The sequence below is a fragment of the Pseudomonas sp. GW822-FHT02G04 genome (assembly GCF_058802085.1).
Genome location: NZ_JBXANU010000024.1, coordinates 60,971 through 83,678, shown reverse-complemented (window position 1 = coordinate 83,678; position 22,708 = coordinate 60,971). Strand labels below are relative to the sequence as shown.

Annotated in this window: 21 protein-coding genes; 9 read left to right on the top strand and 12 right to left on the bottom strand. The window is 59.9% G+C overall.

Features of this window, described 5'->3' with window-relative positions:
* Positions 1-33: 33 nt before the first annotated feature.
* From miaA to AC1RO5_RS24515, 5 genes are read right to left on the bottom strand one after another with little or no spacing between them, the layout of a single operon-like run.
* Positions 34-1,005, bottom strand: coding sequence for a tRNA (adenosine(37)-N6)-dimethylallyltransferase MiaA (gene miaA / locus AC1RO5_RS24535; protein ID WP_019582201.1), 972 nt, complete (start codon positions 1,003-1,005; stop codon positions 34-36).
* Complete coding sequence (mutL, locus tag AC1RO5_RS24530) at positions 1,005-2,915, bottom strand: DNA mismatch repair endonuclease MutL (protein WP_493178114.1); 1,911 nt, start codon at positions 2,913-2,915, stop codon at positions 1,005-1,007. The genes miaA and mutL overlap by 1 nt, the downstream gene beginning before the upstream one ends.
* Entirely contained in the window at positions 2,912-4,342 is a 1,431-nt protein-coding gene (locus AC1RO5_RS24525; protein WP_026345978.1) for an N-acetylmuramoyl-L-alanine amidase, read from the bottom strand. Before AC1RO5_RS24525 ends, mutL begins: the two co-directional genes overlap by 4 nt.
* Positions 4,343-4,813 (bottom strand): tRNA (adenosine(37)-N6)-threonylcarbamoyltransferase complex ATPase subunit type 1 TsaE, encoded by a 471-nt coding sequence (tsaE, locus tag AC1RO5_RS24520; protein WP_493178112.1) that lies wholly within the window; start codon positions 4,811-4,813, stop codon positions 4,343-4,345.
* Positions 4,801-6,300 carry an NAD(P)H-hydrate dehydratase gene (locus AC1RO5_RS24515; protein ID WP_493178111.1) on the bottom strand — a complete coding sequence of 500 codons (1,500 nt, stop codon included), beginning with the start codon at positions 6,298-6,300 and terminating at the stop codon, positions 4,801-4,803. Before AC1RO5_RS24515 ends, tsaE begins: the two co-directional genes overlap by 13 nt.
* 63 nt (positions 6,301-6,363) lie before the next feature.
* On the opposite strand from AC1RO5_RS24515, the gene queG reads away from it, so the two are divergent.
* Complete coding sequence (gene queG, locus AC1RO5_RS24510; RefSeq protein WP_007939597.1) at positions 6,364-7,428, top strand: tRNA epoxyqueuosine(34) reductase QueG; 1,065 nt, start codon at positions 6,364-6,366, stop codon at positions 7,426-7,428.
* 113 nt (positions 7,429-7,541) lie between these two features.
* Here the strand turns inward: queG and AC1RO5_RS24505 are convergent, their stop codons facing one another.
* Positions 7,542-8,153, bottom strand: coding sequence for a trimeric intracellular cation channel family protein (locus AC1RO5_RS24505; RefSeq protein ID WP_007939599.1), 612 nt, complete (start codon positions 8,151-8,153; stop codon positions 7,542-7,544).
* 225 nt (positions 8,154-8,378) lie between these two features.
* Positions 8,379-8,921, bottom strand: a complete 543-nt coding sequence (orn, locus tag AC1RO5_RS24500; RefSeq protein WP_007939601.1) for an oligoribonuclease — start codon at positions 8,919-8,921, stop codon at positions 8,379-8,381.
* A gap of 108 nt (positions 8,922-9,029) precedes the next feature.
* On the opposite strand from orn, the gene rsgA reads away from it, so the two are divergent.
* From rsgA to AC1RO5_RS24480, 4 genes are all read left to right on the top strand, one after another.
* On the top strand, positions 9,030-10,061 hold the full coding sequence (rsgA, locus tag AC1RO5_RS24495; protein WP_493178109.1) for a small ribosomal subunit biogenesis GTPase RsgA: 1,032 nt from the start codon (positions 9,030-9,032) through the stop codon (positions 10,059-10,061).
* Positions 10,062-10,286: 225 nt separating this feature from the next.
* On the top strand, positions 10,287-10,694 hold the full coding sequence (locus tag AC1RO5_RS24490; protein WP_258672190.1) for a TIR domain-containing protein: 408 nt from the start codon (positions 10,287-10,289) through the stop codon (positions 10,692-10,694).
* 2 nt (positions 10,695-10,696) lie between these two features.
* The gene (locus AC1RO5_RS24485) at positions 10,697-11,656 is read left to right on the top strand and encodes a caspase family protein (protein WP_258672187.1); all 960 of its coding nucleotides are present in this window, start codon (positions 10,697-10,699) and stop codon (positions 11,654-11,656) included.
* Complete coding sequence (locus AC1RO5_RS24480) at positions 11,656-12,141, top strand: toll/interleukin-1 receptor domain-containing protein (protein WP_258672184.1); 486 nt, start codon at positions 11,656-11,658, stop codon at positions 12,139-12,141. Before AC1RO5_RS24485 ends, AC1RO5_RS24480 begins: the two co-directional genes overlap by 1 nt.
* A 236-nt stretch (positions 12,142-12,377) precedes the next feature.
* Here AC1RO5_RS24480 and AC1RO5_RS24475 read toward each other — a convergent pair whose 3' ends face one another.
* The 5 genes from AC1RO5_RS24475 to motA form a co-directional block, all read right to left on the bottom strand.
* Positions 12,378-13,139 carry a hypothetical protein gene (locus tag AC1RO5_RS24475; protein WP_493178107.1) on the bottom strand — a complete coding sequence of 254 codons (762 nt, stop codon included), beginning with the start codon at positions 13,137-13,139 and terminating at the stop codon, positions 12,378-12,380.
* The gene (locus AC1RO5_RS24470; RefSeq protein ID WP_493178105.1) at positions 13,133-14,287 is read right to left on the bottom strand and encodes a hypothetical protein; all 1,155 of its coding nucleotides are present in this window, start codon (positions 14,285-14,287) and stop codon (positions 13,133-13,135) included. Before AC1RO5_RS24470 ends, AC1RO5_RS24475 begins: the two co-directional genes overlap by 7 nt.
* A 208-nt stretch (positions 14,288-14,495) precedes the next feature.
* A complete protein-coding gene (locus tag AC1RO5_RS24465) occupies positions 14,496-14,765 on the bottom strand; it encodes a hypothetical protein (protein WP_019650703.1) in 270 nt (89 codons plus the stop codon).
* Positions 14,766-15,236: 471 nt separating this feature from the next.
* Positions 15,237-16,253, bottom strand: coding sequence for a flagellar motor protein MotB (gene motB / locus AC1RO5_RS24460; RefSeq protein ID WP_493178104.1), 1,017 nt, complete (start codon positions 16,251-16,253; stop codon positions 15,237-15,239).
* 3 nt (positions 16,254-16,256) lie between these two features.
* Positions 16,257-17,108 (bottom strand): flagellar motor stator protein MotA, encoded by an 852-nt coding sequence (motA, locus tag AC1RO5_RS24455; protein ID WP_018928515.1) that lies wholly within the window; start codon positions 17,106-17,108, stop codon positions 16,257-16,259.
* A gap of 166 nt (positions 17,109-17,274) precedes the next feature.
* Here motA and AC1RO5_RS24450 point away from each other — a divergent pair, with 166 nt between their 5' ends.
* From AC1RO5_RS24450 to AC1RO5_RS24435, 4 genes are all read left to right on the top strand, one after another.
* On the top strand, positions 17,275-18,807 hold the full coding sequence (locus AC1RO5_RS24450; RefSeq protein ID WP_493178103.1) for an HDOD domain-containing protein: 1,533 nt from the start codon (positions 17,275-17,277) through the stop codon (positions 18,805-18,807).
* Positions 18,808-19,067: 260 nt separating this feature from the next.
* Positions 19,068-19,883 (top strand): thiosulfate sulfurtransferase, encoded by an 816-nt coding sequence (rhdA, locus tag AC1RO5_RS24445; protein WP_493178102.1) that lies wholly within the window; start codon positions 19,068-19,070, stop codon positions 19,881-19,883.
* Positions 19,884-19,901: 18 nt separating this feature from the next.
* Entirely contained in the window at positions 19,902-20,762 is an 861-nt protein-coding gene (gene asd / locus AC1RO5_RS24440) for an archaetidylserine decarboxylase (RefSeq protein ID WP_007939614.1), read from the top strand.
* Between the two features lie 136 nt (positions 20,763-20,898).
* Positions 20,899-22,686 carry a cyclic-di-GMP receptor FimW-related protein gene (locus tag AC1RO5_RS24435; protein WP_493178100.1) on the top strand — a complete coding sequence of 596 codons (1,788 nt, stop codon included), beginning with the start codon at positions 20,899-20,901 and terminating at the stop codon, positions 22,684-22,686.
* The last annotated feature ends 22 nt before the right edge of the window (positions 22,687-22,708 follow it).

Sequence of the window (22,708 nt, the reverse complement as noted above, 5' to 3'; positions counted from 1 at the left end):
ACACCCCCAAGGATAGACGGCAATTGCAAGGACTCAGCTCAATATGGAGATGGTCCCGAGGTATTTCAAGGCGCGCGGCAGATTGTCGCAATCGAGGCTGTCCAACCAGTGTAAATCAGCCCAACTGCGCAGCCAGGTGAACTGGCGCTTCGCCAATTGGCGCGTGGCAATGATTCCACGCTCCTGCATCTCGGCTTGCGTCAGCTTGCCATCCAGGTAATCCCAGACTTGTCGATAACCTACAGCACGTATAGACGGCAACCCGGAATGCAAGTCACCTCTATCTCGCAGGGCTACGACCTCGTCGACGAATCCCTGTTCCAACATATTTGTGAATCTTTGTTTAATGCGCTCGTGCAGTACCTGGCGATTTGCCGGAGCGATGGCCAAGTTCGCGACAGTATAGGGCAATTGTTGCAGTCCCGAAGCGGCTGCTTCAGTACTTTGCGCAGATTGTCGCAAGCGTAGCTCAGTCATGCTCTGACCGCTGACGCGATAAACTTCCAGTGCACGACTAAGGCGCTGCGGATCGTTCGGATGAATTCGCGCCGCGGATTGCGGATCAATCACCGCCAATTGATCGTGCAGGGCTTGCCAGCCAAGGCGTGCAGCCTCTTCTTCAATTTGCGCACGAACGTCCGCATCGGCTGCAGGCATGTCAGCCAAGCCTTCGAGCAAAGCCTTGTAATAGAGCATTGTGCCGCCCACCAGCAGCGGAATATTGCCCCGCGCGGTGATCTCGCTCATGGCTTGCAATGCATCGCGACGGAAATCCGCGGCGGAATAACTCTCGGCCGGATCGAGAATATCGATCAGGCGGTGCGGGAATTCGGCCAGAATCTCTTTGGAGGGTTTGGCGGTGCCGATGTCCATGCCGCGATAAACCAGCGCCGAATCGACGCTGATCAGCTCGCAAGGCAGGACCTTGGTGAGTTCGATGGCCAGGTCGGTCTTGCCGGCGGCCGTCGGCCCCATCAGGAAAATCGCGGGAGGGAACTGGCTCATCAACGACCGCGCAAGAACAGTTTGTCCAGATCGTCCAGGCCCAGTTGGGTCCAGGTCGGTCGGCCATGGTTGCATTGACCGCTGCGCTCGGTGTTTTCCATGTCCCGCAGCAGGCCGTTCATTTCCGCCAAGGCCAGGCGCCGATTCGCGCGAATCGCGCCGTGGCAGGCCATGGTGCCGAGCAGTTCGTTCAGGTGTGCCTGAATCCGGTCGCTGGTGCCGTACTCCATCAAATCCGCCAGAACGTCGCTGACCAGTCGGTTAGCCTCGGCCTGTTTCAGCAAGGCGGGGATTTGCCGGATGGCCAGGGTTTCCGGGCCAAGACGCTGCAATTCAAAACCCAGACGCTGGAACCAGGCGACGTTTTCTTCGGCGCAGTCGGCTTCGCGCTGGCTGACCGCCAGGGATTCCGGCACCAGCAACGGCTGACCGCTCAACCCCTCGCTGGCCATGGCGACTTTCAGGCGTTCGTACATGATCCGCTCATGGGCGGCATGCATGTCTACCAGCACCAGGCCTTGGGCGTTTTCCGAAAGAATGTAGATGCCCTTGAGCTGCGCCAGTGCGTAGCCCAGCGGCGGGATGTCGTCCTGCCCGGCCGGCAGCGCGACTGCGTTGGCCTCGGGCAACGGCGCGAAGAACTCGCGATAGGCCGCCTGGGCTTCAGCAACGGGCACGCCAGACTGAGGCCGCGGCGTGTATTGATACTGATAACCGGCACCGGCGCCAGTACCCGCCGAGGTATTGAAGGACGGCTGGGCCTGAGGCTGCTCCAGCAGCGCATTGGCCGCCAGACGCATCTCACCCTGTGGGCCGAACTCGCCGGCTTCGATACCGGTCGGCCGGACCATGGCCGTCGCGACAGGCGCGGCCAACTGGTCTTCCGGCCGCACGTCGCCCAAGGCGCGGTGCAAGGTGCCGTAAAGGAAGTCGTGAACCATGCGCCCGTCACGGAAGCGTACTTCGTGCTTGGTCGGGTGCACGTTGACGTCGACGCCCGCCGGATCGACTTCGAAAAACAGCACGAATGTCGGGTGCCGACCGTTGAACAGCACGTCGCGATAAGCCTGACGCACCGCGTGCGCCACCAGCTTGTCGCGCACGGCACGGCCATTCACAAAGAAATACTGCAAGTCCGCCTGGCTGCGGTTGAAGGTCGGCAACCCGACCCAGCCCCACAAATGCAGGCCATTGCGCTCGATTTCGATCGGCAGCGCCTGCTCCAGAAAACCCGCCCCGCAGATCGCCGACACACGCCGGGCGCGGGCCGCGTCATCATGGGCTTCGTGCAGGCTGAGGATGGTTTTGCCGTTATGGCGCAGATGGAACGCCACATCGAAGCGCGCCAGCGCCAGACGCTTGATCACTTCTTGCAGGTGATCGAATTCGGTTTTTTCGGTCTTGAGAAACTTGCGCCGCGCCGGGGTATTGAAGAACAAATCACGCACTTCCACCGAAGTGCCCACCGGATGCGCCGCCGGTTGCACGCGAGGCGCCATGTCCCGGCCTTCGGTTTCCACCTGCCAGGCCTGATCGGCATCGCGAGTGCGGGAGGTCAGGGTCAGGCGCGCCACGGAACTGATAGATGCCAGCGCCTCACCACGAAACCCCAAGCTCATGACCTGTTCGAGGTCTTCCAGGTTGCGAATCTTGCTGGTGGCGTGACGGGCCAGGGCCAAAGGCAGGTCATCGGCAGAAATGCCGCTGCCATCGTCGCGCACCCGCAGCAGCTTGACGCCACCCTGCTCCACATCGACATCGATGCGCCTGGCGCCGGAGTCGAGGCTGTTTTCCAGCAACTCCTTGATCACCGAGGCCGGGCGCTCAACTACTTCACCGGCGGCAATCTGGTTCGCCAGTCGTGGGCTGAGTAGCTCGATACGCGCCGTGTTTGTCAGCACCTGGTTCATTCTTTGGCCGCCAGTTCTGTGCCTGGAATGGTCAACGTCTGACCAATCTTCAGCTCGTCACTTTGCAAGTTGTTGGCACTGCGCAAGGTGGCCGCAGACACCTGATAACGCACGGCGATCATCGCCAGGGTTTCGCCGGGGCTCACACGATGGTCACGCGGGCCTTGGGCGATCTTGCCGGAATCGCGCAGCCAGGCAATGTAGGTGCCCGGCGGAGGGTTCTGCTGGAAGAACTGCCGCACGCCGCTGCTGATGGAGCGCGCCAGCGCCTGCTGGTGGCTCGACGCCGCGAGTTTCGAGGCTTCGTTGGCATTGGAGATGAACCCGGTTTCCACCAGGATCGACGGGATGTCCGGCGACTTCAACACCATGAACCCGGCTTGCTCGACACGTTGTTTGTGCAGCGGCGTGACGCGACCGATGTTGCTCAAGACTTTCTGGCCAACGTTCAGGCTGGAAGTCAGGGAAGCGGTCATCGACAGGTCGAGCAGCACGCCGGCGAGCATCCGGTCCTTGTCGTCGAGGCTGACGTTGCCGGCACCGCCGATCAAGTCGGAACGGTTTTCGCTGTCGGCCAACCAACGGGCGGTCTCCGACGTAGCGCCGCGGTCAGACAGGGCAAACACCGACGCACCGAACGCGGCGGCTGAAGGCGCGGCGTCGGCGTGGATCGAAACGAACAGGTCGGCGCCCTTCTTGCGGGCGATTTCGGTACGGCCGCGCAACGGAATGAAGTAGTCGCCGGTACGCGTCAGCTCGGCGCGGAAGCCTTTCATGCCATTGACCTGACGCTGCAACTCACGGGCGATCGCCAGCACCACATCTTTTTCACGCTGACCGCGAGAGCCCGAGGCGCCCGGGTCTTCGCCGCCGTGACCGGCATCGATCACCACAATAATGTCGCGCTTGCCAGCCGGTGCGGGTGGCAGCTTGATCGAAGGCTCGGACGGCGTGACGGGTACGGCGGGTACCGTGGCCACAGACGGTGTTGGCGCAGGCGGTGGCGCGGCGTCGGCCGCGTTGTCGAACAGGTCGACTACCAGGCGATTACCGTACTGGGCGTTCGGCGCCAGGGTAAAGCTTTTCGGCGTGACGGCTTTTTTCAGGTCGATGACCACCCGCAAATCGGTCGGCGTACGCTGAGCCGAGCGCATTGCCGTGATCGGCGTGTTGGCCGTGGAGACGTTCAGTGGCGAACCGAGCGTCGCGCCATTGATGTCGATCACCAGCCGATCCGGTGCGGTCAGGGTAAAGACGCTGTGCTGCACAGGCCCCGTCAGGTCGAACACCAGTCGAGTGTTGTCCGGCGCCCGCCACAGGCGAACACTGTTGACCTTCGTCTCGGCCACAGCGTCGACGGTCACCGCCAAAAACAACAATCCTACGGCAGCAACCAACGCGCGAAAGCGCATACCTAACCCCATCATTTAATTGAATTCCAATGCCAAAACGGCACACCACGACTCGCCACGCGAGCCCTGGGGCAAAATTGTCAGCGAACGCCCGCTGTCTTGCGGGCTAATGGTAATGGTCAGGTCGGGCTTTGGCAAAAAGCCTGCACCCTTCTGGGGCCATTCAATAAGACATAATGCGTCGTCTTCGAAATAGTCGCGGATGCCGAGGTATTCCAGCTCCTCGGGGTCGACCAATCGATACAGGTCGAAATGGAAGGCGCGGATGGCGCCGATCTCGTAAGGCTCGACCAGGGTGAAGGTCGGACTTTTTACCGCGCCTGTATGCCCCAGGCCACGGATGATGCCCCGGGACAGCGTGGTTTTCCCCGCGCCCAAATCCCCCTCAAGAAAAATCAGACCGTGCCCTTGGGTGGTTTTGGCGATACGTGCGCCAAAGTCGCTCATGGCCTGCTCGTCGGCCAGGTACAGGGTTACTTCAGACACGGTGCTTGCTCCTCCAACAACTGACGAATGGCTGGAATCAGATCACTGGCCGCCAGCCCGCGGCCGAATTTACCTTGTTGCTCGCCGGCATTGGCGTGCAGCCAGACCGCCAGGCAGGCCGCGTCATACGCGTCCATGCCCTGAGCGAGCAAGGCACCGACCAGACCGGCCAGCACATCGCCCAAGCCTGCGCTGGCCATGGCCGGATGGCCCTGATGACACAACGCCAGACGCCCATCGGGACTGGCGATCAGACTGCCAGCGCCCTTGAGCACCACCACCGCTGTATATTTTTTGCTCAACGCATGAGCTGCTGCCGGACGATCAGCCTGAACCTCGACCGTCGATATCCCCAGCAATCGCGCTGCTTCGCCAGGATGCGGGGTGATGACACAGCCTGTGGGCAAGCTCACGCCACCTTCGGCCAACAGGTTCAATGCATCGGCATCCCAGACTTGTGGCTGCGACGCATTGGCCGCGGCCGACAATAGGCTGCGCCCCCAGGCGGCCTGCCCCAGACCCGGGCCGACCACCAGCACCGTGGCCTTTTCCAGCAGGCCCATCAATTGATTGGCCGACGACGTACCGAGCACCATGGCTTCCGGCAAACGCGCCAGGGCGGCCGGAACGTGCTCGCTGCGCGTGGCCACGGACACCATGCCGGCACCGCTGCGCAGGGCACTTTGTGCACTGAGCAGGATGGCGCCGCCAAAACCGCGATCACCGCCGATGAGCAATACGTGGCCAAACTTACCTTTGTGGGCAGTTGGAGCGCGGCCGGTCAGACGCGGCACATTACCGGCCGTCAGGCGACGTGCACTGATCTCGGCCCCGATAAATGTCTCGGGGGCGACGTGCAGATCGTTGAATACCAAATCGCCCACCACATCCGCCGCGTCACCGGTGAACAGCCCTACCTTCAAACCGATGTACGTCACCGTCAGGTCTGCTCGAACCGCAATGCCGAGCTGGCGCCCCGTATCGGCGCACAGCCCTGAGGGGATATCCACCGCCGCAACCGGTAGCCCACTGGCGTTGATCGCGGCGATAACGCTGGCATACGGCTCACGCACTTCACCGGTCAGGCCGGTGCCGAGCAAGGCATCCAGCACAATACCGCGTAATTCGGAGTGCGGGCTCCAGCCTTGAATGGCCACGCCTTCGGCCACCGCCTCGGCATGCGCCGACGCGGCATCACCCTGTAAACGCCCGGGGTCGCCGACGGCCAGCACCCGCACATGCCAGCCGGCACGTCGGGCCAGCACGGCCACCAGGTAACCGTCGCCCGCGTTATTGCCATGGCCGGCCACCACGCTCAATTCGTGCCCGGTCGGCCAATGGCGGACCAACGCACGCCAGGTCGCCCGCGCCGCACGCTGCATCAATTCGAAGCCCGGTGTACCGGCCGCGATCAGGCTCGCATCGAGCCCTCGGACTTGCGCGGCGCTATACAGCGCGTCGGGTAATTCATCTTTAGTGTGCGGCATGCGTCTTCAGGCTCCGATGTCTGGCAGAATTATACGCATCTCAGCTCCGGTTTCTCTCGCCTCATGCCCGCTATTACCACAGACCTGCCCGCCCTCGCCCAATCCATCAAGGACTGGGGCCGCGAGCTGGGCTTTCAGCAAGTCGGCATCAGCGGCCTCGACCTGGCCGAGCATGAGCAGCACCTGGAGCGCTGGCTCGCCGCCGGCTACCACGGCGAAATGGATTACATGGGCGCCCACGGCAGCAAACGCTCGCACCCGGAAGAACTGGTGCCGGGCACCCTGCGCGTGGTTTCCCTGCGCATGGACTACCTGCCGGGCGACACGCACATGGCACAGCGGCTGGCCCAACCGGAAAAAGCCTACGTCTCGCGTTATGCCTTGGGCCGCGATTACCACAAATTAATTCGTAAACGCGTGCAACAACTGGCGGAAAAAATCCAGGCAGTGATCGGCCCGTTCGGTTACCGCGCCTTTGTCGACAGCGCCCCGGTACTGGAAAAGGCCATCGCCGAACAGGCTGGCCTGGGCTGGATCGGCAAAAACACGCTGGTCTTGAATCGCAAGGCCGGCAGTTACTTCTTCCTCAGCGAACTGTTCGTCGACCTGCCGCTGCCGGTGGACCCGCCCCACGCCACCGAACACTGCGGCCGCTGCACGGCGTGCCTGGACATTTGCCCGACCAACGCCTTCGTCGGTCCCTATGTACTGGACGCCCGGCGCTGCATTTCGTACCTGACCATCGAACTGAAAAGCGCGATTCCTGAAGATTTACGACCGCTGATCGGTAATCGGGTGTTCGGTTGCGATGACTGCCAGATCGTCTGCCCCTGGAACCGCTTCGCCCGGCCTTCCGGGGAAAGCGACTTCAAACCCCGGCACAACCTGGACAACGCCGAACTGGCCGAACTGTTTATGTGGGACGAAGAAAAATTCCTCAGCAGCACCGAAGGTTCGCCGTTGCGTCGAGCCGGTTACGAGCGCTGGTTGCGCAATCTGGCGGTCGGCCTGGGCAATGCGCCGTCGAGCATTCCGGTGCTGGAAGCGTTGAAGGCCCGGCGGGACTATCCGTCGGAACTGGTGCGCGAACATGTCGAATGGGCGCTGAAACAACACGGCCTCCTGTAGCAGCTGCCGAAGGCTGCGTTCGAGGCCGCAGGACTCGCGGCGGATCTGAACATCTACGACTGCTTCGCAGCCGGACGCAGCCTTCGGCAGCTGCTACAGGGGCCGTGTATCGGTCAAGCCTCGTCGTTATAAACGAACTTGGGCATTTCCCAGTGGAAACGGATCGCCAGCAAGCGCAGCAGGAAGCCGCCGAACAGGGTGATCAGGATCGCCTGCTCCCCCGGCAATTGCAGGTAGACACAGAATAAATAGCACCATGCCGCGGCAAACGAGACGCTGGCGTAGAGTTCGCGGCGGAAGATCAGCGGGATGTCGTTGCAGAAGATGTCCCGCAGAATGCCACCGAATACCCCGGTGATCACGCCGCTGACCGAGGCCACCAGCATGCCGTGGCCCATTTCCAGGGCGGTCATGCAGCCGATCAGGGTGAACGCCACCAGGCCCACGGCGTCGAGCACCAGAAACAGCGAGCGCAGGTGGCGCATCCAGCGGGCCGCGAAGACGGTGAACATTGCTGCGATCGACGTCAGCACCAGGTATTCCGGGTGTTTGACCCAGGTCAGCGGGTAATGGCCGAGCAACACGTCGCGCACCGAACCGCCGCCCAGCGCCGTGACACACGCAATCAGCACCACGCCAAACCAGTCCATGCCGCGACGACCCGCAGACAGGGCGCCAGTCATGGCCTCGGCAGTAATGGCGATCAGGTAGAGCATCAGCAACATGGTGGCGGTCCTTACGAGAAGGCGCGCAGTCTACTCAGATCGTCAGGGCACCAAAAGGGGGCAAGGGAACCTGTGGCGAGGGAGCTTGCTCCCGCTGGGCCGCAGAGCGGCCCCATTTGCTGACAGAGCAACTCTTCAAATAGACCGCGCCAGCTGACTTTACGACTGCTGCGCAGCCGAGCGGGAGCAAGCTCCCTCGCCACAAAAGCCCTCGTTGCCGCCCAATCAGAACTTGATGAAATTCTTGCGGTAGTGCTGCAGCTCGGCGATCGACTCGCGGATGTCGTCCAGGGCCAGGTGAGTGCTGCCTTTTTTGAAGCTGTCGCGCACGTCCGGTGCCCAGCGCGCGGCCAACTCTTTGAGGGTCGACACGTCGAGGTTGCGGTAGTGGAAGTAGCTTTCCAGCGACTTCATATGGGTATAAAGGAAGCGACGGTCCTGGCAGATGCTGTTGCCACAGATCGGCGACTTGCCCTTCGGCACCCATTTCTCCAGGAAGGCGATGGTCTCGGCTTCCGCTTCGGCCATGCTGATGCGGCTGTCGCGAACCCGTTGGGTCAGCCCGGAGCCGCCGTGCTGACGGGTATTCCACTCGTCCATGCCGGCGAGGATCTCGTCGCTGTGATGGATGGCGATCACCGGGCCTTCGGCCAAAGTGTTCAAATCACTGTCGGTAACGATAGTGGCCATCTCGATGATGACGTCGGTATCAGGGTTCAGACCGGTCATTTCCAGGTCGATCCAGATCAGATTCTGCGGGTTTTGCATTGTGTCGGCTCCTAGGCAATGGTGCGCAGTTTAGCCTAGGCCGGTGGCCGGGCGTGCTAAACTCGCGGCCGTTTTACCTAATCGCTGCATTCTCGATACGGAACACCCATGGCCAAACGCCAACTCAATCGTCGTCAAAACTGGCGCATCGAAAAGATTCAGGGCGAGCGCGCTGCCCGCGCCGCCAAACGCGAGTCCTCGGCTGTCGAGGCACTCGAAGGTGGCGACCTGGGTCCGGAACAGACGGGCCTGGTGATCGCGCACTTCGGTGTACAGGTCGAAGTCGAGGCCCTCGATGGCGAATTGGCCGGCCAGGTATTCCGCTGCCACTTGCGCGCCAACCTGCCGGCGCTGGTGACCGGCGATCAGGTCGTGTGGCGTGCCGGCAACCAGGGCATCGGTGTGATCGTGGCGCAACTGCCGCGCAAAACCGAACTCTGCCGCCCGGACAGCCGTGGCCAACTCAAGCCGGTGGCGGCCAACGTCGACATGATCGTCATCGTCTTCGCCCCGCTGCCCGAGCCTCACGCCAACCTGATCGACCGTTATCTGGTCGCCGCCGAACACGCGGGTATCCGGCCGTTGCTGCTGCTGAACAAATTCGACCTGATCGACGAGCAGAACGCCCCGGCGCTGAATGCCTTGCTGGCGGTTTACCGCACGCTGGGTTACCCGGTGCTGGAAGTGTCGGCGCACCACGGCAACGGCATGGAGCAACTTCAAAAACTGTTGGATGGGCGCATCAGCGTGTTCGTCGGCCAGTCCGGCGTCGGCAAGTCGTCGCTGGTCAACAGCTTGCTGCCGGAAGTCGAAACCCGCGTCGGCCCGCTGTCCGAGCTGTCGGGCCAGGGTACTCACACCACCACCACCGCGCGGTTGTTCCACTTCCCCGGTGGCGGTGAGTTGATCGACTCCCCGGGCATTCGGGAATTCGGCCTGGGCCACGTCAGCCGTGCCGACGTCGAAGCCGGCTTCATCGAGTTCAACGACCTGCTCGGCACCTGCCGCTTCCGCGACTGCAAACACGACCGCGAGCCGGGCTGCGCCTTGCTCAGGGCCCTGGAAGACGGCCGCGTGCAGCAGCAGCGGATGAACAGCTACCGCTCGATCATCGCCAGCTTGCCTGAAAACAGCTATTAAACCGACGCGCCAGCCGCCCCGACATTAATCGGACGGCTGGCCGCTCGTAACTACCTACAAAACAACCTACAAAACTACCCGTCGACTTAAACATCAGATATTTCTGTAGGGCGTCCGCACACCTGTTTGAAGGGCACTTCTCTTTAACCGTGAAGGCCTTGTTCCAGCCATTCAACTGCATACATTCAAGCCCTCTTCGCACATTAGCGATACCGAGGGACAGCCATGCAAACCTATCATTTGTTCATCAGCCACTCGTGGAACTATTCAGACGCCCACGACAATCTGGTCCGCCTGCTGGGCGCACAGCCGGACTTCAGCTTCAAGAATTTCTCGGTGCCACCGCACAACCCGATCATGGGTGCCCGCACCGACAAACAGCTCGAAGAAGCCATCGAGAACAAGATTCGCCCCTGCTCGGCAGTGCTGATCATGGCCGGGATGTATTCGACCTACAGCAAGTGGATCAACAAGGAAATCGAGATCGCCAAACGCATGGGCAAAGTGATCATCGCGATCAAACCGTTCGGCGCCGAGCGGATTTCCAACGTAGTGCGCGAAGCCGCACACGCCGAATGCGCGTGGAACACCAAGAGCATCGTCAATGCGATTCGCCTGCATACGGCGGTGTGATCATGCGCAAGGGACTGTTTATCGGTATCAACGACTACACCCATGTTTCGCGCTTGAGCGGCTGCAGCAATGACGCCATCGCCATGGCTTCCGTGCTGAAAACCGACGCCAACGGCGATCCGAACTTCAAGAACATCGTGCTGACCTCCGCCGAGGATTACCTGAGCCGGGAAAAACTCGAAGACCAGATCCGCGAGCTGTTTTCCGGTGACTGCAATGTCGCGCTGTTGTACTTCGCCGGGCATGGTGGCTTTGACGCCGATACCGACGAAGGCATGCTGATCCCGCAGGACTACAAAAACGCCAAGGACGGAATTCGCATCAGCGACATCCTCAACTGGGCGACCAAAGCCACCAAGATCAAAAACAAAGTGATCATTCTCGACTGTTGCCAGAGCGGCTCGGCTGGCCAGGTGCGCGCGTTGCGCAGCGAAAGCAGCATGGTCGGCGAAGGCATGACGATTCTTACCGCCTGCAAAAAGGAAGAGCCGGCCATGGAGGGTGCGCAACACGGCGTGTTCACCGGGTTATTGCTCCAGGCCCTGCACGGCGGCGCGGCGAACATTCTCGGCAAGATCACCCCCGGCAGCCTCTATTCGTTTGTCGACAACGCCCTCGACGCCTGGGAGCAGCGTCCGGTGTTCAAGACCAACGTGTCGCAGTTCATTTCCCTGCGCGAAGTGTCGCCACTGATCCCCAAGGAGATCCTGCGCAAACTGCCCGACTGGTTCGCCGAAGCAGAGTCCGTGTTCCCCCTCGATCCCAGCTACGAGCCCACGGAAACGACGTTCGATCCGGAGCACGGCGACGTCTTCAAGCAACTGCAAAAGTGCAACCGCCACAGCCTGATCGAACCGGTGGACGCCGAACACATGTACTACGCGGCCATCAACTCCACCGGTTGCTGCCTCACGGCACTCGGCGCCTATTACCGCGAACTCGCCCTCAAAGGACATTTCTGATGCCCGTATTCATCAGCTACCGTCACGTGGATCGCCCCCACGCGATCGCCATCAACAGCCGTCTGATACAGGCCAACATCAAGACCTACTTCGACGTGCTGGATCCGGAATCACAGACCACCGACGACATCACCGGGGTCATCACCCGCAACATCACCGCATGCACGCATCTGATGGCGGTGGTCTCTGACAAGACTGCGCTCTCGTGGTGGGTACCGTTCGAAATCGGCGAAGCGACCATCAGCAACCGGCGGATCTGCTCATTCAAGACCGAACCGGCGGAACTGCCGCTGTACCTCGATAAATGGCCAAAGCTCAGCACTGACAAGGATCTGGATTTTTTCATTGATGCCTACCGTGAAGAAGTGGCGACCAAGCGCTCCATGACGCTGGATTCGATCAGCGAATCCCTTTACGGCACCTACAGACGCAATGCCGAGGTGTTCCACGACCAGCTCAAAAACCGCATCCGACGGGGTTACTGACAGGTGCAAAAAAGCCGCGATGATCACTTGAGAAAGTCTTGAGCCAGAGAACCTGTGGCGAGGGAGCTTGCTCCCGCTTGAGTGCGTAGCACTCACAAAAATCGGCAATGATTGTCAGATTTTGGGGCCGCTACGCAGCCCAGCGCGAGCAAGCTCGCTCGCCACAAAGGTACGCATGGCTAAAACAGGATTTATGCACGCTATCAGCGCTAGTGATACCGTGCGAAAAAAATGAATTAATTGAGGCTGAAGGCTTCTTGAATGGTCTTGATCAAGCGGTCGCCATCCACCCCTTTGTAACCTTGGGGGTTTGACGCAAGTTCAGCGGGCACTTGGCTGAGAAATGACGTCAAATCGAGAGCCATTCGTTCAGGGAGTTCGGTCATTCCTTCCGTAAGACCGACAGAAAGCAAGATCACATCTCTGAAGTGCTTCTTGATATCGCGACTGTCCACTTGCACGCCGTTCTCGATCTGCGCCTTCTTGTTAAGCCAGGCATGGGCTTTGAGCGGAACGAGCCTGTCGGCCCCAATGTGACTGATTTCCTGGGTGTGATCGACGCCGGCCAGGAGAAAGTTGTAATACTCATCATCGAGGATGATCGCAGAAAGACTTGCGGCTTGCTCTTCTACGGGGATTCTGGTCATTCGGGCCGCTTCTTCGTGTTCCAAGCCATCTGGGAGACGAGAAAAAAGCTCGATCTGAACTGGAAAGGATTTGTCCTCAGGATTCTGGAAGCGATAGAAAACAGGGGAGTCGCCTTCTCTGTCTCCATTTTGGCGAATGGCATATCCGCCGTCCTTGATGAACTTCCAGAACTGACCTACGAACTCACGATTGAGAGCCTCAACGACCAGTACGACATCCAGATCCTTGGTGGGTCGAAATCGCTCACCCAGATCCTCCATGGTTATCGAGGCTGCTACCCCGCCTATCAGAACGTAGCTGCCCTGATAGTCTTTGAAATACTCTCTAAACCGGTCGATACCCACTACCATTTCACGTTCTCCATCATTTCATCCAAACACATTTGCACCCGGTCATCATGGTCATCCTTGAGACTTAGATAGAGAGAAAATGGGTCGACAGCTCCAATAGCTATGTTGCTGTGCAGTGGCTCATAGTTCCAAAACTGGATGCAGCACGCTGCATGGTTTTGCGGCACCTCAAAATAGGGAAACGTGGTCTCGCGTTTAGATTTGGCCGTCTTTGAAGTCGAGCCCCAAAAGCCGATCTCTACCCCATATGCCGTATTCACTTTTTGGAGGTGATCAGACTGAGCAAGCTCTCGAATGTGATCGAACTGCGCAGTCGTCATTGCAAAGCCAGGTACTTTTGGACTGACGAGAAGGCTCATCTCTGCCAGGGCCGCCTCCCCCGCCAGCAGCATTGGGGTGTCAAACGCCTCAGGAATTGCATTTAACCAAAGCGTTTTTTTGACCGGCGTACGCATGTAGTCTTTCGCCATTTCCCAAGTCTCTTTAGGAGACAAGTGAAAAAAGATCGCGGCTTCACCCATTTCCTTTCCAGGCTGAACGATGTCCAGATCGGTCAGCTCTTTGATGGCTCTGGTAACGGTCATTTTTGCGTAGGTAAAGGACTTCTCGAAAGTAGAGCGAGTGGTCAGTAACCGGGGCTGCCATCCTTTGATCAAGAATTGAATAAGCATGGATTGAGTGGCGGGGCTCAGAACCTGAGGTTTTTCCAGGCGCTGCCTGTAGTACTCACGCAAATCCATTCCAAACGCGGGAAGATAAAGCTGGTTTCCCGGCACGATGAATTGGACGCCTTTCTCGACCAGCCGTTTTCTGTCATAGCTCGGGAGCGCGTCTGTGACGAAAACCATGAGGTCACTTGTTTCGGGCGACTTCTTCGCCAGCAGCTTGCTGATTGCCTGCATATGCTTGGCTACATCCGCAACGCTAGATTCCCGTTGTAGACGCTCCTTGAGGATAAGGCACTTGGCACCCAAGATTTCCGTGACGAAAAATTCGTATCGGTCACGCAGCACATACGGAAGGATTTTGACGTGTTCCCACGGTTTTAAGCGTAGCTTTAGGCCTAGCACGCTCTCTACATAGACCTTGAGCTCGATCAGGTCGCGCCTCTCATGGAGGTCGTGGTCGTAGCTGGTAAAATCAACCATGGTCATTCTTCCGTATCACGATTTCATCACGATATCAGAGGCTCTGATAGCGTGCAAAATTCCTGATATCCCCCGTGACTTCTGATGCAGAGTCTCTGCGAAGCGAGATAAAAATAATGGCCGAGGAGCGAGTGACAGTCGCGGTAGGGATAGAGTTATCTACAACCCTACCGCGACCAGATGCGCGACGATCGCGGCTTTGAGGTTTTCAACGTGCGGCTTTTTCCAGCTTCCAGCCCAAAGCATCCAAGGCGTCACAGCCGTCCTGAATCAACAGGTGTGCAGCATTGGCGAAATGCTCCAGATCGTGACCTTCGACGTTTTTGATGCACAGGTAGGTGACGCTATTGAGCAGATTGCGCGCAGCTTTGATTCGGTGAGTGGCGGTTTCGAGGAGATCCGAGACTTTGGCTTCGGTGTCGATATACAGAGTCGGGCCGACGCTGAAATTGCCTTGCAGGGGGTGATACTTAGCCATTAGGTCTAACTCCGGTCACTTGGGTGAGGTTTCATCTTTGTTTCGACCGGCTAAGATCGATCGCTGATTCGTCAGCGACGAGCGAACTGTAGGTGAGCAATCTGGGGAAGTAAACCCGGCCAATACGCCTCGGAACTGTCCTACATCATTCTCCGAACAAGCCTCATTCCTTGATTTTTACCGCTGGCACCGTCAGCCCATCGCGCGGTGAATCAATCAATCCACCTTCCGTTCGTTGCTGTCTTATTCGAGTTCCAGATCGACAGTCGCTACCCGCCTTTGCCGATCATTTTCGTGACGCCACGAAAATGATTAGCGGTATCCAATCCAGCGGTTTTGCCGTTGAAGCTGTGGCAAGGAGTGATTGTCCATAACGACTTCCTGATAAGAAGCCAGAAGGTGTAAACCTTATTCAGGACGAAGCAGCAGAGACAAAAAAGCCGCGATCATTCGCGGCTTTTTTGTGGGTCACTACTTGGCTGGCGCTGCCGGCTTCGGCGCCGGATTATCAAACAGATTCAAACGCTCGCGAAGCTCATGAGCCGGCAGCGGTTCCTTATCCGCAGGCAATGCGTTCGGATCGGCATGCACTTCGCCTGGCCCACCCTGCCCTTGCGTCGGCACTGGCGCCGGCTCGGCACCTTGTTCGCCTTCGATGGCGCGCTGGGCTTTTTTGGTCAGCACCACGATGTCGATCCGGCGGTTGACCGGGTTGAACGGGTTCTCCCGGTCGAACAGTGCCGACGAGGCATAACCCACGACGCGCGCCACCTGAGCGTCCGGATAGCTGCCGGCGACCAATGCACGACGAGCCGCGTTGGCGCGGTTGGCCGAGAGTTCCCAGTTGCCGAAATCGCCGGTGCCCGAGTACGGCTTGGCATCGGTGTGGCCGCTGATGCTGATCTTGTTCGGCACCGCTTTGATGGTGTCGGCCATGGCCAGCAGGATGTCTTCAAAGTACGGCTTCAGACGCGCACTGCCGGAGTCGAACATCGGGCGGTTTTCAGCGTCCATGATCTGGATGCGCAAACCGTCCTGGGTGATCTCGAAGAGGATCTGGTCCTTGAATTTCTGCAATTGCGGGTTTTCATTGACCTTGTTCTGCAACTCTTGCAGCAACAACTCCAGGCGTTCCTTCTCGACCTGCTCGGCCATGCCTTCAACCTGCTCGGCGTCGATGGTCACCTTGTCTGGCTGCGGCTGAGATTTCACCTCCGGGTTGAGAGTGTTCTCCGGCGCCAGGGTCGGCGTGCCGCCCAGGTCGATGATGTACGGCGTACCGCTTTCGGAAAACCCGACCGGGTCCTTGAAGTAACCGGCGATGGCGATCTTCTGTTCAGGCGTCGCGGTGGACAGCAGCCACAACACCAGGAAGAACGCCATCATCGCCGTCGCGAAGTCCGCGAAGGCGATTTTCCAGGCGCCCCCGTGATGTCCGCCGGCGATGCGCTTGACGCGCTTGATGATTATCGGCTGGTTATTTTCCATGACTTAACGACCGCGAACCGCTTGTTCCAGCTCAGCGAAGCTAGGACGGTGCGCCGGGTACAGAACCTTGCGACCGAACTCCACCGCCAGCGACGGCGGCATCCCGGAAGCCGAAGCCACCAGCGAGGCCTTGATGGCTTCGTAGGTGTTCAGTTCTTCCTTGGCATCGTGAGCCAGGGAGTGGGCCAGCGGGCCAAAGAAACCGTAGGCCGCGAGAATACCGAAGAAGGTACCGACCAGTGCCGCCCCCACGTGCAGACCGATGGACTTCTGGTCGCCTTCGCCCAGGGATGCCATGGTCACCACGATCCCCAATACCGCCGCGACGATACCGAAACCGGGCATGGCGTCGGCGATGCCGTTCACCGCGTGGGACGGGTGCTCGAGGTCTTCCTTGAGGCTGTAGAGTTCCATGTCGAACAGGCCTTCCAGCTCATGGGGAGCCATGTTGCCGGAGGACATGATGCGCAGGTAATCGCAGATGAACGCGGTCATGCGTTCGTCTTTGAGCACCGCCGGGTACTTGGCGAAGATCGGGCTCGCGGCGGCATCTTCGATGTCGCCTTCGATCGCCATCATGCCTTCGCGACGGCTCTTGTTGAGGATCTCGTAAATCAGCCCCAGCACTTCCAGGTAGAAGGTGTGGTTGAAACGCGAACTGAACATGCCCAAGGACTTCTTGAGCACGTGCATTGTCATGTGGCCGGGGTTGGCCTGCAGGAATGCGCCAAGGGCCGCGCCGCCGATAATCATCACCTCGAAAGGCTGGATGAGAGCGGCAATCTTGCCGTGGGAAAGCACGTATCCGCCGAGCACGCTCGCGAATACGACGATGATGCCGATAATTTTAGCCATAGGTAGGAGAGCACTTACTGAGTCGGGTTCAAGGTCATATTCGGAAGTTAAAAAATCTCTTCTTCTACTTATCGGCAAAACTGCGCCAGACTATAGCCAGTTAAGGCGAAAAGCTAATTTGACCCGTTCAGGGCATAGGTAAAGCAGACGATGATCGCGTCCAGACATGGCTAACGAAACGAACGTCCCAACGCCAAAACCAACCACGCTTGAAGGATGGGTCAAGCTTCTCGATGGCGTGCGCCTGCCGGTTCCGCAAGCCAGCCACGACCTGGTCTGCAAAGCCATCCGCGATAACCGCAGCTCACTGCGCGACATCGCCGAACTGATGCAGGAAAGCCCGGCCCTGGCCTTGAGCGTGATTCGCGAAGCCAACCGTCACACCCATGGCAGCATGACCGAGCCTGCTGAAAACCTTGAGGTGGCGATCAATCGCCTCGGTTTGAAACGCACCGAAGAACTGCTCGACCGCCTGCCCGCCGAACCCCAATTGCAAATCCCCGTCGCCCTGCGCCAGCTTCAATTGATCAGCCAACACGCCACTCAACAGGCCAACGGTTTTTTCGCCAGTCGCCTGGCGCGACTGTGGCAGGACATCCACTGGGGCAGCCTGCTGTTTCTCTCGCCGCTCTGGCCCATGGCGTTGACCCATCCCCAGTTGCTTGAAGAATGGGAGCTGCGGGTCATCCATAAAGGCGAGTCGGCACGCAAAGTCGAAAAGCAATTGTTCGGCCTGCGCCTACTGGAAATCTGTCTGGCGCTGGTGGACGTCTGGCGCCTGCCAATCTGGGTGCAGCAAGGTTATCGACTGCTGCGCAGCGAGCAACGTGAACTGGTGAAAGTCCTGCGCATCGCGCGTGACAGCGATCACCCATTGCGCCAACAGAACCGCCTCGATGACGACCCGACGTTGCGCCGCTGGCTCAATCAGCCCGCCAATACCGTGCTGCTGGCCAACGGTCTGGCGCTGGCGGCACAACAGGCCTGGGACAGTCCCCACTGCGAGCGCTGGCAGTACCTGACCAGCCTTTACCTGCAAATGCTGATGGATGAGGTGCAGCAACAATTGCACCAGCAGGCTGCCAACAGCGCTCGTCAACACGCCATGCCGGACCTCTGGCACCCGGCCGAATCGCTGATCTGGCCACCAGGTGCGAACCGCGTTCACGCTGGTTTGTTGCCCGCCCCGGCGCCGACCGCCGAAGACCTGGCGAAGTGGCGCAAGCAATGTGCCGAATTGCTGGTGGAGCCGAGCCGTTTTACCAATGCCATGCACTTGACCACATCGGCCCTGGATGCCTTGGTGGCGTGTGGCATGCGGCGGGTGATGATTCTGATGGCCGACCGCACGCACGCCAATTTGCGCGTGCACCAGACCGCCGGGCTACCCAAGGAAGTGGCCGGCCTGAACCTGGTGGTCAGCCAGAGCACCGTGCTGCAACGCCTGCTCGCGCAACAGGCCCAGGTGCGCCTGACGCCGGCCAACAACGCACAATTCTCGGCCCTGCTGCCAGCCAGCCTGCGCTCACAGTTCAGCGGCGAACACCTGCTGCTGCGCTCACTGGTCAACAACGGCCGGGTGATCATGATCGTGGTAGCGGATCAGGGCGGCGGACCGTTCTCGGAAATCACCGTGCAAGCCTTCGGCAAAACCGCACAATGCATCGAAAAGGCCCTGCACAGCTTTAGCCACCGCTAGGGCCGTGTAGCAGCTGCCGAAGGCTGCGTTCGGCTGCGCAGCAGTCGTCAAACCATAACTTGCGGTACATCAGGCAAACCGCGTCAGCCGGATTCACGACTGCTTCGCAGCCGAACGCAGCCTCGCAAGCTCGACAGCTGCTACGGCGAGGCATTAACCATCAGGGCCTGTTTACAGTTATTCCCTGCCAAAAAATAACTGATAACAGGCCCTCATGACGCTGCGCTACAATCCTCCCCTTTGTGCTCTGGAGACCTCACATGTCTGACTTCTCTGGCTTGGCGCTGGTGATCGAACCGAGCGACCTGCTCCCGCGTCTCGACTCCCGCGAACTGATTCTGGTGGACCTGACCAGCAGCGCCCGCTATGCCGAAGGGCATATCCCCGGTGCACGCTTTGTCGATCCAAAACGCACTCAGCTGGGCCAGGCGCCTGCGCCGGGCCTGCTGCCGACCCACGCCGCGCTTGAAGCATTGTTCGGTGAACTGGGGCACAACCCCGATGCGGTCTATGTCGTCTATGACGATGAAGGCGGCGGCTGGGCCGGGCGCTTTATCTGGCTGCTGGATGTCATCGGCCACAGCAAGTATCACTATATCGACGGCGGCCTTCCGGCCTGGCTGGCAGAAGGCTTGCCCATGTCAATCCAGATCCCGCCGGCAGTCGGCGGTCCGGTCGCCCTGACCCTGCACGACGAACCTGTCGCCACCCGCGAATACCTGCAAAGCCGCCTCGGCGCCGCTGACCTGGCGATCTGGGACGCACGTGGCCCGCTGGAATACTCCGGCGAGAAAGTGCTGGCGGCCAAGGGCGGGCACATCCCCGGCGCGGTCAATTTCGAATGGACCGCCGGCATGGACCAGGCGCGCAACCTGCGTATCCGCACCGACATGCCGAAAATCCTGGAACAACTCGGCATTACCAAAGACAAAGAAGTCATTACCCACTGCCAGACACACCATCGTTCTGGCTTCACCTATCTGGTGGCCAAGGCGCTCGGTTATCCGCGGGTCAAAGGCTACGCCGGCTCCTGGGGCGAATGGGGCAACCACCCCGACACGCCCGTAGAGATTTAAGTTTTTCAAGGACAGTTAATGAATAAGCGTTTGTTTATCCTCAGCCAATACCTGCTGCCCCATCACTTGCTCTCGCGACTGGCCGGCTGCATTGCCGAATGCCGCGTGCGCTGGTTCAAGAACGCCTTTACCGCCTGGTTCGCCAAGCGTTATCAAGTGGACATGTCCCAGGCGCTGGTCGAAGACCTGACGGCTTACGAGCACTTCAATGCGTTCTTCACCCGCGCCTTGAAAGACGGTGCTCGCCCGCTGGATCAAACGCCTGGCGCGATCCTCAGCCCGGCCGACGGCGCCGTCAGCCAGCTCGGACCGATCGAACACGGCCGCGTTTTCCAGGCCAAGGGCCACAGCTTCAGCGTGCTGGAATTGCTGGGTGGCGACGCAGCCAACGCGGCGCCCTTCATGGGCGGCGATTTCGCCACCATTTACCTGTCGCCGAAAGACTACCACCGTGTGCACATGCCGCTGGCCGGCACTCTGCGCGAGATGGTCTACATCCCCGGCCGCATCTTCTCGGTCAACCAGACCACCGCTGAAAACGTTCCGGAACTGTTCGCCCGCAACGAGCGTGTAGCGTGCATTTTCGACACCGAGCGCGGCCCGATGGCCGTGGTACTGGTGGGCGCAATGATTGTGGCGTCGATCGAAACCGTCTGGGCTGGCTTGGTCACACCGCCAAAACGCGAGCTGAAAACCTTCCGCTACGACGAAGCGGCCCGTGCACCGATTCACTTGGAAAAAGGCGCGGAACTGGGTCGTTTCAAACTCGGTTCTACGGCGGTCGTGCTGTTCGGGCCGGATCAAGTGAAATGGGCTGAAGGGCTGGGCGCTCTTTCGCCAGTGCAAATGGGCCAGGGCATCGGTCTGCCAACCGCCTGATCCCTCGATCCGACCCCACGAACGCCTTTCGTGGGGTCGGACATTTCCTCCCGCTGCACACCCTCCTCCAGCGTTCATAGCTGCTACAGTCAAAGTCATTCGTTGCCCATTTCCCCGGTCGGAGTTTGTCCACGGCATGAATGAGACCAATCCTGCCCCGCTGCTACGCGCACCGATCCCAACGCTGTCGCGCCTGTCTTTCTGCGAAGCCACGCCACGCGACCTCAAGCGCTGGATCGCCAACCTGCCCAAAGCCAACATCGGTGAAACCGCTCGCCAGTTGTATCAAGGCTTGAGCGAACTCAACCAACTGCTCACACCCAGCGACAATCGCCTGCAATTGCTCGAACTGCTGCGGCCCGAGGTGTATTACGTCTGCAAGCACCTGGAGCGGCATTTCCTGCATCAGGCTATTGTGCTCGACGAGCGTTCGCGCAAAATCGCCAACCTTTGCCAGGCGCTGCAGAGCCACTTGGCGATTGGCTACAAGCAGATCGTCATCCGAATTACGCAGCACTTCGGCAAGGACCGGGCACCGCTGCTGACCCAGGCATTGCAACGGGCCGTCCATTGCCTGAATGGTACGTTGATCCGCGCCACTGAACTCTATTGCCCGGCGCCCGAAGGGCTGTGGCTGGAACTGCATCAGCTGTACCGGATCGGCTGCGAACATCAGCTGCAACATCAGAGCGTGCGCGATGAACTGGCCAGCCAGACGCAAAGCCTGAGCATCGAGCAGACCTACGTCGTCGCCCTCCTGCTGGGTGCTTCACGCTGCAATCAACTGCGCCAGAACCAGATCGCCCGGCTCGCCGAGGTGCTGGAGCCCTGGAGCCAATGGATCAAATTGCAACCGGCCAAACCGGACAGCGGGCTTTTTGCCGTCGCCCCGGACCTCGACAGCGGCCCGCGTTATCGCGCCAAGTTCCCTGCCGAATATCAGGAGCGCTTATTGGGGATCGACCCGCAACCCTTGGTCGCAGCCATCGAAATCCATCTGCAACAATCGGCCGACAAGGCATCGCCGCTGCCGGTTCCGATGGGACTGAATCTGGATACGCTGCAACACCTGCATGCTGCCTGGGGGCAGGCCTCCGAGCGTGGCTTCCAGCGTACCGTCGGCCACGGCACATTGACCCTGTGTGTGGGCATGAGCGCCCTGCACTATTATCTCGGCGGCAAACGCTCGTTCAACGACATCCTGAAAAAACCCGGCGCCCGTCCCGCGCAGTTCTCGGCAGCAGAACCGGCAGGACGCGCCAAGGACCAATGGAAACAAGCCTTCGACGCCGCCCCCCAGGGCACGGCAGACACGCTGCTGCCCTACGAAGAAATCGAATACCCACACCTTCAGAAACATGACAGCCACGAGGCGTTCGGCCAACAGCATTTCCCGACCTACGCGCTACCGGTGATCAATCACAGTCCTGGCGGTTATTGCCTGGCCTGGCCCGGCGCAGTGCCCGCCGAGTTGCAGGCCGGTGAAATGGTCGGTATCGAGGATGCCGCCGGTCAAGGCTGGAGCGTTGCCGTGGTGCGCTGGATCCGCCAGGTACGGGGCGGCGGCACGCAGATGGGTATCGAGCAAGTTGCGCCTTACGCCGAACCCTGCGGCCTGCAACTGATTCGCTCCGAAGACGAACACAGCCAGTACTTGCGCGGGCTGTTACTGCCCGCCATCAGTGCCATCGACCTGCCGGCCACCCTGCTCACGCCGCGCTTGCCGTTCCAGGAAGGGAATAAGGTGTTGATCAACACCAATGGCCAGGAACGCCCGGCCGAGCTGGAGCATCGGATGACGAGCACCAACAGCTTCAATCAGTTTGCCTACCGTTCGCTGGAGGTAGCCAGAAATGAAAACGCCGCGCAGAGCGGCGTGGTCGGGGCAGCACAAGAGTTTGATTCGTTGTGGAAGTCGCTTTGATTGGGGGAGCCGAAAAGCAAAA